Genomic DNA, 13,355 nt, shown 5'->3' with positions numbered 1-13,355 from the left:
CGAATGGACTGGCTTGGAGGTTGGTTGAAAAGCGTCATCATGGTGGTTCTCTTTGCAGCCTTCGTTGATTTGATACTGCCTGGCAAGGCGCTTGAACGATACGCCAGATTAGTCCTGAGTCTGTTGATTCTGCTTACGCTGCTTAGCCCGATTATCACATTGATAACGGATCCCCCCGAGAATCAACTGGCGATGGAGCTGGAGCGGCAGGAGAAAGGTCTGCCGGAGGAGGTTCAGCTGGAGCATATTCTGGCACAGGCCGAGAAGCTGAAGGAAACGCAGCAGAGTCAAAGCCTTCAGTGGGCAGGCAACGAATTAGCCCGGGTGATGAAAGAAGAGATTGCGGCAGAAACGGGGGAAGCGGTTCAGGAGGTCAAGGTGGTGCTGGCTGCAGTTGCTAGGCAGGACAAGGGGTATTCAGGCGCTACGATACGATCTGTTGACGTAAGACTGGTTGGAGGTGAATCGGAGAATGCAGAGGTAGAGAACGGCGATGATAAGCAACCCATCGGCATAGAACCTGTCGATTCCGTTCAGGTGAATGTTGAATCCGCGCAATCGGAACGGGATGGGAAGACTGCGGCGAAAACGAATGCAGAAGCAGTGAGCAAGGCCGAGGAAGAAAGAGCAGAGCCGGTTCGGAATTACATTAGCCGCCGGTGGGATTTGGAGCCGGATCTGATCACGATCTATATGCCAGGGCAGGAGCAGGATAAAAAGCTGTAGCGGAGGTGAGGATGATGGGAAATTGGTTGAAGCGGTTGGAGCAATGGCTGGGCGGAAGCGCTGGCGGAGCAAGAAAAATGCAAACCTTCAGGTGGTTGATCATTCTTGGTCTGATCGGCGTTGCGATTATGCTGTTCAACTCCTTCGTCAATGTGAAGAAGCTGGATCATGAGAATATCGGTCGCGAGCCGCCGCCGGAGACGGCCGCGGTCTCAACGACCCAAGGCGGAACTTCAACCAGCGGCGGCGGTGAGTTTGAAAGTATCGAGCAGGATTTTGAAATGCGCACTAAAACCATGCTGGAACAGATTGTTGGGGTTGGGTCCGTCGATGTCATGGTGACTGTGGAATCTACAGAGGAATTGGTCGTCCAGCGTGACATGAAAGATACACAGGAACTGACGGAGGAAACCGATGCTAGCGGAGGTAAGCGCCATGTAACAAGTTATCAGCGTGATGGCCAGATTGTCACCTATGAATCTTCCGGGGAAGAAACGCCGATCGTCACCAAGAAGATCAAACCTCAAGTCCGGGGGGTGCTCGTCGTAGCCAAGGGAGCCGAGAATGATGTTGTAAAGAGCTTGATCGTGGATGCGATCCAGCGAGGCCTCAATGTCCCGTCTTATCGTATATCCGTTGTCCCGCGTAAACAGGAATAACCGCAGCCTCTCGAATGATCCGATCATTCGTGCCAAGGTTTTCATTCAAAGGAGGAAACGTTCAAATGAATAACAAAAGACAAACCATATGGTTAGTATCCATGCTCAGTTTGATGGTCATCCTGTCAGCCTACTACTTATTCACCGACGATTCGGGAACGAAAGCGCCACCGGTTGCCGAGAGCACGCAAGTGGACGGTCAGAAGCCAGGCGCCGGACAAGAAGCAAACGGAACCGCAGGCACTGGCGACGAGCTCGTTGTGAACGAAGTGCTTGAAGAAGGTACTGATGGTGATTCCGGTGCCAATGAGCAGGGGACTGCAACGGGCGATACAGGTGCGGCCGGTACGGAAGACCCTGCAGAAGCAACACAGGGTGAGCAAGGGGATCAAGGAAAAGCCAGCGGCGAAGCCGGTAAAACGGAAGAGCCGGAAGTGAAGGAATCCCAAGAGGGAGCTGAGAATTCCAAAGATGCTAGCAGCACAGGCAAAGAGGAAGCCAAGGACTCCAAAGACACAAGCAGCACCAGCAACGGTAAGAAATCGGATGAAGAAGTTCTGGAGCAAGTGGCTGCCAATGCAACATCTGCAGCATCCCAGTTGGAGTCCTATAAATTGGACCGCTCACAAAAAAATATGAAATTATACGATGAGTTAATGACAAAGATCGACAATCATGAAAACAAGCCGGAGCAAACAGCTCAAGCTACCGAGCAGCTGAAATCGGCCGAAGCGAGAGAGGAAGTGATTCTCAGCATCGAAGAAGCCCTTCAGCAGCAATACGGAAACGCCGTTGTGAAGGAAGAGAGCGAGAAGTATAATGTGGTCGTACTGAGTGAGAAACTCGATGCCAAAGGTGCAGCCGGCATCGTGAGTCTTGTGATGAAGGAACTGAAGGTTTCGCCGGATAAAGTAACCGTTCAATATGTTGCGCCATAAGCTTGTCCGCAGATTTCAACATAAATCACGGATATACGATAAAACCGAAAGAGTCTAAGGATTGCCTTGGGCTCTTTCTATTTCGCTCGATTGTGATATAATACTCTAAGCTATTGACTGACTGTCCTAAGCAAGGGCTTCCAAGAAAGTGAAGGAGTGAACGTCGATAATGTTTAAATTAAACGAAATCAAGGAACTTATTAAGCTGGTGGATCAAACATCCGTGCATGAGCTGGAAATTGAGAGCGAAGGTACACGCTTATCCATTAAGAAACCCAATGCAGCCGAGGTGGTTAACAACTATCAGGCAGCGCCGCAAGCGTTCATACCGGCACAGCAAGTGATGGCACCACAGATCGTACAGCCGAATACGGCGAATCAAGCACCTGCAGCGTCACCACAGCAGGATTCCGTGGAGGATAGCAACAGCTCATTACATAAAATCGTATCACCGATGGTAGGAACTTTCTATCGTTCCCCATCGCCTGAGGCTGGGCCATTTGTCAGCCCCGGGGACAAGGTGACTGATAAATCGACGGTCTGCATCATTGAGGCCATGAAGCTGATGAATGAACTGGAAGCAGAGATCAAAGGCGAAATCGTAGAGGTTCTTGCACAGAACGGTCAACTTGTAGAATTCGGGCAGCCTCTGTTTCTGGTGAAACCGGAGTAATATGGAGGGACTCGCCAAGAACGAGAGTCGCAAGAGTCCGAAGGAGGTTACTGCATGACATTTCAAAAAGTGCTAATCGCGAACCGGGGAGAGATTGCTGTTCGTATCATCCGGGCCTGCCGGGAACTTGGCATCGCAACGGTGGCCGTATATTCGGAGCCGGACCGGGAATCCCTGCATGTTCGCTTGGCGGATGAGGCCTATTGCATCGGCCCTACGTTATCGAAAGACAGCTATTTGAATTTTACCAATATCATGAGCGTTGCTACACTGACCGAGTGTGACGCCATTCATCCCGGGTATGGCTTTTTGGCCGAGAACGCAGATTTCGCGGAGATTTGTGAATTCTGCAACATTACCTTTATCGGTCCTTCCGCTGATGCGATCAACCGTATGGGAGATAAGGCTGTTGCGAAGCAGACGATGAGGGATGCAGGTGTTCCGGTTATTCCGGGATCCGACGGATTGGTCGAGGATTTGAATGAGGCCGTTATGCTTGCCCGCGATATCGGATATCCCGTCATTATCAAGGCTACTGCAGGTGGCGGAGGTAAAGGAATTCGGATCGCCGAGGATGAAGAATCGCTGGTTAAACAGATTACAAACGCACAGCAGGAAGCCCAGAAGGCCTTCGGCAATGCAGGCGTCTATCTGGAAAAATATTTGACTGGCATGAAGCATGTAGAGATTCAAATTATCGCCGACAAACATGGCAACGCCGTGCATCTCGGGGAGCGTGACTGTTCTGTGCAGCGCCGGAGACAAAAGCTAGTTGAGGAAGCTCCTTGTCCGGTGCTAAGTGAAGAGGTACGCAGCCGGATGGGCGAAGCCGCCGTTCGGGCCGCAAAGGCCGTTAACTATTCCGGGGCAGGTACACTTGAATTTTTGCTCGGCCAGGACGGTCAGTTCTACTTCATGGAGATGAACACGCGGATTCAGGTGGAGCATCCGGTGACCGAGATGGTGACTGGGATTGATCTGATTCAGGAAATGATCTCCGTTGCCGAGGGCAACATGCTTTCTTTCACGCAAGAGGAAGTTGTTATTAATGGCTGGTCCATCGAATGTCGGATTAATGCCGAGAATCCTGACAAGAACTTTATGCCTGCGCCTGGAACCATTCAGTTCTATTTGCCTCCAGGAGGTCCTGGCGTGCGGGTAGACAGTGCGGCATATCCCGGTTATACCATTTCGCCTTATTATGATTCGATGATTGCCAAGCTGATTGTATGGGCGCCGACCCGCGATGAAGCCATCGCGAAGATGAGGCGCGCACTGGCGGAATTCGAGATTGAAGGGATCTATTCAACCATCCCGTTCCACCAGAAATTGCTCAAGCATCCTACCTTCTTGAAGGGTGACTTCGATATTAAATTTCTGGAAGAAAATGAGATTTGAAACCTTTGGCCAAGTTTGTCATAAACTTGGCCAAATGGTATAGTATGAGTAATAAGAGCGCATGCCTTAAGCAGTTGGGGTGCATCCGCTAACTTATTCCGAAAGGTGTGTTGAGACAATGGCGGAAACTTTGCCTACAGAATTTGAACGTACAGATATTGGTGAAATTCAGATCGCTCCGGAAGTTATTGAAGTCATCGCTGGACTTGCTACGGTAGAAGTACGTGGGGTTGCAGGGATGAGCGGCGGCTTTGCAGGCGGCATTGCCGAATTGCTCGGACGCAAGAATTTATCCAAGGGTGTTAAAGTGGAAGTTGGACAACGGGAAGCAGCTGTTGACGTATCCGTTATCGTGGAGTATGGTCATCGTCTTCCTGAAGTAGCCGGAGAAATCCAGCGCAACGTGAAACGTTCGATTGAGAATATGACAGGGCTTACGGTGATTGAAGTCAATGTACATATTCATGATGTCCATTTCATGAAATCCGTAGAGAAGACGGAAGAATTGGATCTGGCTCAGCGCGTGAAATAAGAATACTTTCAGGCTAGCCCTGGGCAGCGATGTCGAGGGTTTAATCTAATTTTAAGGAGGCTGTGCTGAATCGTGGCCAAATTAATGGACAGACTTTTGCTGTTTATCTACAGCTTAAGTATCGGTGTTATATCCGTAGTTGCCATCCTCCTGTTGAGTGGCGCTGTTCCGTATGAATTAACAAGCGTTCAGGAACAACGCCTTTTCTGGGCTGGAATTATCGTAGCTGCGGTTTTGTTTTTGCTGAGCATCCGTTTCTTCTACATCTCCGTAAGGCGCGATCGCTCGAACCTGAATTCCATCGATCAGCGCACGGAATTTGGTGACATCCAAATCTCTGTGGAGACGATTGAGAATCTCTGCCTCAAGGCGGCTTCGCGCGTCCGTGGAATCAAGGATTTGAAATCCCGGATCAAGGTATCCCAATCGGGTCTTGATATTGCGATTCGCGCCGTGGTTGATGGTGAGGAGTCCATTCCTACGCTGACAACGGAAGTGCAGAAGCAGGTGCACGACTTTGTTGAAGATACAACAGGAATACCCGTGTCATCCGTATCCGTGTATATTGCTAACGTGGTTCAGGCACCAAGCTTCAAGAGCCGCGTGGAATAGAGGTGAGCTTCCCAAATGCCTTGGAAAGAAATATGGGAGAGTCACAGAGGAAGAATTGCCGGGGTGACCGGCGGGCTTGTGTGCGGACTGATTTACTTATTATCCGGTTTTTGGGATATGCTGTTCTTTGCATTAGTGGTATTTATCGGCTATATATTTGGCAAGCGTAAGGATCTGAAGCAGGGTTCCATATTCCACTTTCAGGAATGGGGACGATGGCTTTCCGAGCGCTGGCGGCCGTTTAAATGAACCCTGTGATATGCTTTCTCCGGAAAAAATGCTGAGGACAGGTGTAGTGCGCCCTTTTTGCGGAGAGAGATATTCGCAGGTTTTTTTTTTGACCTTTTAAATGTTGTCAAGTCTTGACGGCAAATGGATCATAATAATTAGAAAAATGGATTCAGCAGGGTCCACAGGAGGAACAAAATGAAAAGACGTGTAGTAAGAGAGATTGTCGTTCAAAGCCTTTACCAGATGGAGATGAACGAAGTCGACAGTGTGGAAGCCGTGTCGATGCTGCTCTCGGAAGCGGCCGAAGAAAATGAGACCGAGCGGGTCATCGGCGACGAAGTTCAAGTGAAGGAGTATGTGCTGCAATTAGTCAATGGAACCTGGGAATCCAAGGATTCGATTGATGAACTGCTCGCTCATTATTTAAAAGGCTGGCAGGTAAGTCGTCTTTCCCGTGTGGATCGTCAAATCCTGCGTTTGGCTGTATATGAACTGACTTCCCGTGAAGATGTGCCTGGCAAGGTAGCTGTTAATGAAGCGATTGAGTTGTCCAAGCATTTCGGAACCGAGGAGTCAGGGAAATTCGTCAACGGCGTACTGGGCCGGATGATTCAGGAGCTGGATCAAGTCAAGGTGAAACTGCGTCAGTCTTAATCTGTACGCATAAGCTAAACTTGAAACGATATCATTCCATCATAATGGAGGAGAGATTAGGATGACAGCAGCAACGATAATTAGCGGAAAACAGATTTCTGAAGAAATTCGCAAGGGGATTGCGTTAGAAGTAGAACAATTGTCCAAGCAGAATGTACGTCCTGGTTTGGCTGTTGTACTTGTAGGGGATGATCCGGCTTCGCATGTTTACGTTCGCAACAAGGAGAAAGCATGTCAGGATCTGGGCTTTTATTCCGAGGTGCATCGTCTTTCCGCGGAATCCAGCCAGGAAGAAGTACTGGCGCTTGTGGACAAGCTCAACGCCCAGGAATCGATTCACGGAATTTTGGTCCAGCTCCCTTTGCCCAAACACATCCATGAGAAGGCGGTCATTGATGCGATTGCAGTGGAAAAGGACGTGGACGGTTTCCATCCGGTTAATGTGGGTAACCTCGTAATTGGCGACGACAGCCTGCTGCCGTGCACACCTGCCGGCGTGATTGAAATGATCAAGCGAACAGGCATTGAGATTGCAGGCAAGCATGCTGTTGTAATCGGGAGATCCAATATCGTTGGTAAACCGGTATCCCTTCTCCTCCAGCGTGAGAACGCCACCGTTACGATGTGTCACTCCAGAACGGGGAATATGGCTGAAATCGCTCGTCAAGCGGATATCCTGGTCGTTGCGATCGGCAGAGCGAATATGATTGATGCCAGTTACGTGAAGCCCGGTGCGGTCGTGATCGATGTCGGCATGAACCGTTTGGAGAACGGAAAGCTTGCCGGGGACGTTGACTTTGAGAGCGTGAAGGAAGTGTCAGGTCCGATTACTCCGGTTCCCGGAGGGGTGGGACCCATGACCATTACGATGCTCATGCAGAATACCTTGATAGCCGCCAAAAGGCTGAATGGGTTGAGCTGATATGAAGTCGGCAGATCCAGGACGAGTATTGTCCGTTAAGGATTTAAACCGTTATATCCGTATGAAAATGGAAGGCGACTCCAGGCTCTCCGACGTATGGATCCGCGGTGAAATTTCGAATTTCACCCATCATTCCAGCGGACATATGTACTTTACCTTAAAGGATGAAGGCAGCCGGATTCGTGCGATCATGTTTGCGACTCATAACCAGAGGCTCCCTTTTATACCGAAGGAAGGCTCTCGCGTTATTGCCAGGGGTAATGTGTCGGTATATGAACGGGATGGTCAGTACCAATTCTATGCGGTTCAAATGCAGCCTGACGGGATCGGTAGTTTGTACCTTGCTTATGAACAGCTGAAGTCGAAGCTGGAAGAAGAGGGCCTGTTTGCAGCCGAGCGCAAGCGGCCTTTGCCGCGTTATCCCAAGACGATTGGTGTTATTACCTCGCCGACGGGTGCCGCTGTTCGGGATATTATGATTACGATCCGGAGACGGTACCCTCAGGCAAGAGCGATATTGTATCCGGTGCTGGTTCAAGGCAAAGGGGCTGCTCCTTCGATCGTGAAGGCTATTCGAATGATGAATGACATGGCTGAGGCCGATGTGCTCATTGTTGGGCGCGGCGGCGGATCACTGGAAGAGCTGTGGGCATTTAATGAGGAGATCGTTGCAAGAGCTATTTATCAATCCGATATTCCTGTCATTTCCGCCGTTGGACACGAAACGGATTTTACGATCGCCGATTTTGTAGCGGATTTACGAGCCGCTACGCCAACGGCGGCCGCGGAACTCGCGGTACCGAGCAGTGCGGAACTGAGGGGGCAGCTTGTACAAAGGCAGCGCCAGCTGAACCAGGGACTTCAGCAGCGACTTAAGCGAAGCCGTGACCGTTTAGTTTCGCTCCAGCGTTCTCCGGTTCTGGTTCATCCTCGCCGGTATATGCTGCAGCATGCCGAACGGTTGGACATGCTGTCCCAGCGGCTGCAGGGCAACCTGAAATCCCGGCTGTCCCTGGTCCGCCAGCGGCAAAAATCACTGCATCAGGGATTAATCCGGTATAACCCGCGGACCCAAGCGGAGTTCGCGGCGAGAAGAAAAGATCAGGTGAGCCGGCAGTTAATGAACGCGATGCAGTCGATTATGAAATCCAAGATGTCGCAGCTGCAAACCGAAATGCGGCATCTCGATGCACTCAGTCCGCTGAAAATTATGTCCAGAGGATATAGTCTCGTGTATGACGAGCAGGAGCAAAAGCTTGTCAAATCCATCGAAGATGTTCAGTTAGGTGATTTGGTTAACGTCAGGGTCAGCGATGGACAGCTGCAATGTCAAGTGTGGGGAATGAAGGAGGATGAAGAGAGTGGCGAATGAAACATTGGAGATCAGTTTTGAAGAAGCGATGGCTCAGCTTGAGACGATTGTAGAGCAATTGGAAGATGGAGACGTGCCGCTGGAAAAAGCCATCGATTTATTTCAACAGGGCATGAAGCTGTCACAGATGTGCAGCAAAAAGCTGGAGCAGGTGGAGCAAAAAATCGAAATGATCGTAGAAGAAGGCGGAGAACTGAAGCGCAAGCCTTTTGGAGGATCGCTGGATGAGACAGGTGAACTAGGTGAATAACAGACTTTCGATTCATCAATATATGAATGATATTTGGGACAGACTGGATAGCGAGCTAACCAATCTTTTCCCCCTAGGTTGGAAAGTTCCTGAAACCCTTCGCCAGTCCATGTCGTATTCTTTAATGGCAGGCGGGAAGCGAATGCGTCCGCTGCTTGTCATTGCGGCATGCGAGGCGGGAGGCGGCAACCGTGACGCAGCCCTTCCGGTCGCTTGCGCCGTTGAGATGGTTCATACATATTCCCTTATACACGATGATCTGCCAGCGATGGATGATGATGATTATCGCCGCGGCAAGCCAACAAATCATAAGGTTTTTGGCGAAGCGAGCGCTATTTTGGCTGGCGATGCCTTGCTGACGCATGCCTTTTACAGCGTTATCCAGGCTTCCAGAAAGCATGGAATTCCGGCTGAGCGTGTGCTGTCAATTGTGGAGGATCTTGCAGAGTATGCAGGTCCGCGGGGAATGGTAGGCGGGCAGGTTGCCGATATGGAGGGTGAACAAGGGATAACGACGCTGGAGCAGCTTGAGTATATCCACCTGCACAAGACGAGTGATCTGATCATGTTCTCGCTGATGGCAGGCGGGCATATTGCCGGGTGTTCGGAATCCCAAATTGAATCCTTGCGAACCTTTGGGCATCATATCGGCCTTGCTTTTCAGATTCAAGATGATATTCTGGATCTGGTCGGGGATGAGTCCAAGCTTGGGAAGCCGGTGCAAAGCGATGTGAAACAGGAAAAAGTAACGTATCCGTACTTCATCGGTTTGGACGCATCCAGGCGTGAAGTTGAGCGCCTGACAGCAGAAGCTAAGCGGGTCATTTCAGAAGGGAACTTCAATGATCCCTCCAGATTGCTGGAGATTGCCGATTTCTTGATGGCGCGGGACCACTAAGCACGCTTTACATGCAAACGGTTTTTTTTGTGATATAATGTCTGTTAATGGCTGAATTTTATATCAGCTAAAGAAACGTAAACTTAATCAAGGAAAGCGGGGAGATTCTTCGTGCTTCTTCCAAATATCAAGCATCCCGAACAACTTAAACATCTATCGGTGGGCGAACTCGAGGATTTAGCAGGACAAATCCGTCATTTTCTAATCGAAAAGCTGTCCGTTACCGGCGGCCATCTTGCACCGAATCTGGGAGTGGTTGAACTCACGCTGGCCTTGCACTATTGCTTTGACAGCCCTCGTGACAAGATGATTTTTGACGTGGGCCATCAAGCCTATGTACACAAGATCTTGACCGGACGGATGGATAAATTTGATACGCTCCGTAAATACAAAGGCTTGTGCGGCTTCGTAAAGCGTTCTGAAAGCGAGCATGATGTCTGGGAAGCCGGACACAGCAGCACCTCGCTGTCTGCTGCAATGGGTATGGCGATGGCGCGTGATCTGAAAGGTGACAACAACCGGGTTATCGCCATGATCGGTGACGGGGCCCTTACCGGCGGCATGGCGTTTGAAGCGCTCAACCATATTGGCCACGAGCAGAAAAAGCTGATGGTCATCCTGAATGACAATGAAATGTCGATTGCACCGAATGTGGGTGCCATGCACAATTACTTAAGCAAGATCCGTTCCGATCGTTATTATCTTCGTGCCAAGGACGAAGTGGAAATGCTCCTGAAGAAAATTCCTGCCATCGGCGGCAAACTCGCCAAGACGGCGGAGAAGATGAAGGACAGCCTTAAATATATGATGGTTCCCGGCGTTTTATTCGAGGAACTCGGACTTACCTATCTGGGCCCTGTAGACGGACATGATCTAAACAAACTGATCGATACGTTAAAGCAGGCCGACAATGTGGACGGACCTGTTCTGATTCATGCCGTCACAACCAAAGGCAAGGGATATCGGCCAGCTGAATCCGATTCTCATAAATGGCATGGTGTTTCTACTCCTTATAAGATCGAATCCGGTCAAATGCTCAAAACTGTTGGTAACCCAATGTACACTGAGGTGTTCGGGCAAACCTTGATCGAGTTGGGTGAGCAAGATAAGCGGATCGTGGCCGTCACGCCGGCGATGCCCGGCGGCTCCGGCTTGATCCCGTTCAGCAAGAAATTCCCTGACCGTATGATCGATGTAGGGATTGCCGAGCAGCACGCCGCGACCTTGTGCGCAGCATTGGCAATGGAAGGCATGAAACCTGTATTTGCGGTGTATTCCACGTTCATGCAGCGTGCGTACGACCAAATCGTGCATGATATTTGCCGCCATAACGCCAACGTGATGTTTGCAATTGACCGTGCCGGCTTTGTCGGTGCAGATGGCGAGACTCATCAAGGGGTATACGACGTAGCCTTCATGCGTCATATCCCGAATATCGTCATTATGATGCCAAAAGACGAGAACGAGCTTCGTCATATGATGAAAACAGCGCTCGATTATAATGAGGGACCTATCGCATACCGTTACCCTCGGAACAATGTGCGCGGTGTTCCAATGGACACCGAGCTGGTACCGATTCCTATTGGAACTTGGGAAGTCGTTCGTCCTGGCGAAGGATACGCTATTCTGGCAGCGGGTCCTATGGTTCAATTGGCTGAAGAAGCGGCGGAGCAGCTCAAACGGGAAGGAATTACGGTGCAAATCGTGAATGCCCGTTTCCTTAAACCGCTTGATGGAGGTATGCTGCGGAATCTGGCCGAGACGGGGACGTCCATGCTGGTTCTGGAGGAAGCTTCGCAAGCGGGTAGTATGGGCAGCGCGGTTTTAGAGTTTTTTGCGGAGCAGGGAATCCATGATGCGGTTGTATCTTTAATGGGGATCGAAGACCGGTTTATCGAGCATGGAAGCATACCGCAGCAGCGTGAAGAAGTAGGGCTGACATTGGAATCGCTTTGTCAGGAGATCCGGAGCTTGAAGAATGCTCGGACAGCCGTACTTGGTAAGAGAAGTTTTATGTCTTAGTAAACCATCGGGAGTATAATATGGATTCATCTCAGAAAGAACGGATTGATGTCCTGCTCGTGGAGCAGGGATATTATGAGAGTCGCGAAAAAGCCAAAGCCGCGATTATGGCGGGTCTGGTGTATGCCGGAACCGAGCGGATCGAGAAAGCCGGCATGAAAATTCCGAGGACGTCCGAACTGAAAGTCAAAGGCTCGGTTCATCCCTATGTCAGCCGTGGCGGATTAAAGCTTGAGAAAGCGATTCGTTCATTCGATATCGATATGAAGGGACGTACGATGCTGGATATCGGCTCTTCGACTGGCGGCTTTACGGATTGCGCGCTCCAGCACGGAGCAAGTTATGTGTACGCGATCGACGTCGGTTATAACCAGTTGGATTGGTCGCTTCGTAACGATGAACGCGTGTGTGTCATGGAGCGTACGAATTTTCGCTATATGACGCCGGACGACCTGAATGGCCCTCAGCCTGATTTTGCCAGCATAGACGTTTCGTTTATATCCCTTCGCATTATTTTGCCACCTCTGAAGATGCTCCTGGGCAAACCGGGAGATGTGGCTGCTCTGATCAAACCTCAATTTGAAGCAGGGCGGGAGAAGGTTGGTAAGTCTGGCGTGGTTCGAGATCCTAAGGTTCACAGGGAAGTCCTAACGCAAGTGCTGACTTTTGCAGATGAAATTGGGTTCAAATTAAAAAATCTTACGTTCTCTCCGATTACGGGAGGGGAAGGCAATATCGAATTCCTGGCCCACTGGCGATTAGAGCCGGAGGTTTCTGAAAGCTCGGAAGAACCGACTCAGGGAGATGGACAAGAATCTGTCCATTTGAGTCAATGGATTGATACCGTCGTAACACAAGCGGCTCATACATTCACAGGAAACTCATCGAAATGATGGGTTTCTTTTGCTGAAAAAGAGGAATTGATGTTCTCATCCGCGAATACAAAATTCGAGGTGAGAGGATGAATGAGCGTTATGATTGGTTATTAATGATATTGCTTGGTGTCGTCATTGCCTTGCTTATCGGTTATAGGCTGAATCGTTGGCTGATGTCGCCGTCACCGGATCGACTGCCGGGCATCCCGATCAATGAACACATTCCAGATCACCCAGCCATTGGGATGCTCGAACAAGAAGGATATGACGTGGTTGGGGGTAAAGTAAAAATAAATTTATCGTTTGAAACGGGGCAGAGACCCATCTTGAGTCGGTTGTTTATAGATTACGTTGCATCCGATGACAGTGGCGAGTTGTACTTGGTCAAGCTGGCACGGGAACGGATGCCGGTCGATTGGACGGGCGCCGGCATTCGCGATCGGTTGATGCCTTTTTTGCTGCTGTATCCCGAATGTGCCTGTCTGCTCTATATTGATGTGAACGAGAAGTCGATTCACCGTTTAAGCATGGATTGGTCGGACGAAGAATGGATTGGTCAAGATGATTACAACAGTTAATACTCAGGAGGCTCT

General features: G+C 50.1%; 16 protein-coding genes. All 16 read left to right on the top strand.

Annotated features, from left to right (window positions below; genetic code table 11):
* Positions 1-3: 3 nt before the first annotated feature.
* Positions 4-726 carry a stage III sporulation protein AF gene (spoIIIAF, locus tag J7E85_RS06285; RefSeq protein ID WP_215156052.1) on the top strand — a complete coding sequence of 241 codons (723 nt, stop codon included), beginning with the start codon at positions 4-6 and terminating at the stop codon, positions 724-726.
* Positions 727-740: 14 nt separating this feature from the next.
* Positions 741-1,385 carry a stage III sporulation protein AG gene (gene spoIIIAG, locus J7E85_RS06280; RefSeq protein ID WP_215156050.1) on the top strand — a complete coding sequence of 215 codons (645 nt, stop codon included), beginning with the start codon at positions 741-743 and terminating at the stop codon, positions 1,383-1,385.
* Between the two features lie 65 nt (positions 1,386-1,450).
* Positions 1,451-2,323, top strand: coding sequence for a SpoIIIAH-like family protein (locus J7E85_RS06275; protein WP_215156040.1), 873 nt, complete (start codon positions 1,451-1,453; stop codon positions 2,321-2,323).
* A gap of 169 nt (positions 2,324-2,492) precedes the next feature.
* Complete coding sequence (gene accB, locus J7E85_RS06270) at positions 2,493-2,996, top strand: acetyl-CoA carboxylase biotin carboxyl carrier protein (protein WP_215156038.1); 504 nt, start codon at positions 2,493-2,495, stop codon at positions 2,994-2,996.
* A 54-nt stretch (positions 2,997-3,050) separates the two neighbouring features.
* The gene (gene accC, locus J7E85_RS06265) at positions 3,051-4,394 is read left to right on the top strand and encodes an acetyl-CoA carboxylase biotin carboxylase subunit (RefSeq protein ID WP_215156036.1); all 1,344 of its coding nucleotides are present in this window, start codon (positions 3,051-3,053) and stop codon (positions 4,392-4,394) included.
* Between the two features lie 118 nt (positions 4,395-4,512).
* Positions 4,513-4,926, top strand: a complete 414-nt coding sequence (locus tag J7E85_RS06260; protein WP_009591235.1) for an Asp23/Gls24 family envelope stress response protein — start codon at positions 4,513-4,515, stop codon at positions 4,924-4,926.
* A 72-nt stretch (positions 4,927-4,998) separates the two neighbouring features.
* The gene (gene amaP / locus J7E85_RS06255; protein ID WP_215156034.1) at positions 4,999-5,538 is read left to right on the top strand and encodes an alkaline shock response membrane anchor protein AmaP; all 540 of its coding nucleotides are present in this window, start codon (positions 4,999-5,001) and stop codon (positions 5,536-5,538) included.
* Between the two features lie 15 nt (positions 5,539-5,553).
* Entirely contained in the window at positions 5,554-5,787 is a 234-nt protein-coding gene (locus J7E85_RS06250; protein ID WP_215156032.1) for a DUF2273 domain-containing protein, read from the top strand.
* A gap of 177 nt (positions 5,788-5,964) precedes the next feature.
* The gene (nusB, locus tag J7E85_RS06245; protein ID WP_215156030.1) at positions 5,965-6,423 is read left to right on the top strand and encodes a transcription antitermination factor NusB; all 459 of its coding nucleotides are present in this window, start codon (positions 5,965-5,967) and stop codon (positions 6,421-6,423) included.
* 61 nt (positions 6,424-6,484) lie between these two features.
* On the top strand, positions 6,485-7,345 hold the full coding sequence (gene folD, locus J7E85_RS06240; protein WP_100536241.1) for a bifunctional methylenetetrahydrofolate dehydrogenase/methenyltetrahydrofolate cyclohydrolase FolD: 861 nt from the start codon (positions 6,485-6,487) through the stop codon (positions 7,343-7,345).
* A gap of 1 nt (position 7,346) precedes the next feature.
* Positions 7,347-8,717 carry an exodeoxyribonuclease VII large subunit gene (xseA, locus tag J7E85_RS06235; protein ID WP_215156028.1) on the top strand — a complete coding sequence of 457 codons (1,371 nt, stop codon included), beginning with the start codon at positions 7,347-7,349 and terminating at the stop codon, positions 8,715-8,717.
* A complete protein-coding gene (gene xseB / locus J7E85_RS06230) occupies positions 8,707-8,967 on the top strand; it encodes an exodeoxyribonuclease VII small subunit (protein WP_076320886.1) in 261 nt (86 codons plus the stop codon). Before xseA ends, xseB begins: the two co-directional genes overlap by 11 nt.
* 22 nt (positions 8,968-8,989) lie before the next feature.
* Positions 8,990-9,865, top strand: a complete 876-nt coding sequence (locus J7E85_RS06225; RefSeq protein WP_215156246.1) for a polyprenyl synthetase family protein — start codon at positions 8,990-8,992, stop codon at positions 9,863-9,865.
* 111 nt (positions 9,866-9,976) lie between these two features.
* Positions 9,977-11,887: a 1-deoxy-D-xylulose-5-phosphate synthase gene (dxs, locus tag J7E85_RS06220; protein WP_215156025.1), complete on the top strand. Its 1,911-nt coding sequence runs from the start codon at positions 9,977-9,979 to the stop codon at positions 11,885-11,887.
* 20 nt (positions 11,888-11,907) lie between these two features.
* Positions 11,908-12,780: a TlyA family RNA methyltransferase gene (locus tag J7E85_RS06215; protein WP_076320889.1), complete on the top strand. Its 873-nt coding sequence runs from the start codon at positions 11,908-11,910 to the stop codon at positions 12,778-12,780.
* A gap of 68 nt (positions 12,781-12,848) precedes the next feature.
* Positions 12,849-13,340 carry a hypothetical protein gene (locus J7E85_RS06210; protein WP_215156022.1) on the top strand — a complete coding sequence of 164 codons (492 nt, stop codon included), beginning with the start codon at positions 12,849-12,851 and terminating at the stop codon, positions 13,338-13,340.
* The last annotated feature ends 15 nt before the right edge of the window (positions 13,341-13,355 follow it).

This window comes from Paenibacillus sp. ISL-20 (assembly GCF_018613005.1).
Classification (GTDB): domain Bacteria; phylum Bacillota; class Bacilli; order Paenibacillales; family Paenibacillaceae; genus Paenibacillus_AQ.
Note: the sequence above shows the minus strand (reverse complement) of the source record. Positions and strands in the feature narration are given on the sequence as shown.

Excerpts from the sequence above, each read along its gene's own strand:
- spoIIIAF (WP_215156052.1), top strand. The coding sequence starts at position 4 with ATGGACTGGCTTGGAGGTTGGTTGAAAAGCGTCATCATGGTGGTTCTC.
- spoIIIAG (WP_215156050.1), top strand. The coding sequence starts at position 741 with ATGGGAAATTGGTTGAAGCGGTTGGAGCAATGGCTGGGCGGAAGCGCT.
- J7E85_RS06275 (WP_215156040.1), top strand. The coding sequence starts at position 1,451 with ATGAATAACAAAAGACAAACCATATGGTTAGTATCCATGCTCAGTTTG.
- accB (WP_215156038.1), top strand. The coding sequence starts at position 2,493 with ATGTTTAAATTAAACGAAATCAAGGAACTTATTAAGCTGGTGGATCAA.
- accC (WP_215156036.1), top strand. The coding sequence starts at position 3,051 with ATGACATTTCAAAAAGTGCTAATCGCGAACCGGGGAGAGATTGCTGTT.
- J7E85_RS06260 (WP_009591235.1), top strand. The coding sequence starts at position 4,513 with ATGGCGGAAACTTTGCCTACAGAATTTGAACGTACAGATATTGGTGAA.
- J7E85_RS06250 (WP_215156032.1), top strand. The coding sequence starts at position 5,554 with ATGCCTTGGAAAGAAATATGGGAGAGTCACAGAGGAAGAATTGCCGGG.
- nusB (WP_215156030.1), top strand. The coding sequence starts at position 5,965 with ATGAAAAGACGTGTAGTAAGAGAGATTGTCGTTCAAAGCCTTTACCAG.
- folD (WP_100536241.1), top strand. The coding sequence starts at position 6,485 with ATGACAGCAGCAACGATAATTAGCGGAAAACAGATTTCTGAAGAAATT.
- xseA (WP_215156028.1), top strand. The coding sequence starts at position 7,347 with ATGAAGTCGGCAGATCCAGGACGAGTATTGTCCGTTAAGGATTTAAAC.
- J7E85_RS06225 (WP_215156246.1), top strand. The coding sequence starts at position 8,990 with ATGAATGATATTTGGGACAGACTGGATAGCGAGCTAACCAATCTTTTC.
- J7E85_RS06215 (WP_076320889.1), top strand. The coding sequence starts at position 11,908 with ATGGATTCATCTCAGAAAGAACGGATTGATGTCCTGCTCGTGGAGCAG.
- J7E85_RS06210 (WP_215156022.1), top strand. The coding sequence starts at position 12,849 with ATGAATGAGCGTTATGATTGGTTATTAATGATATTGCTTGGTGTCGTC.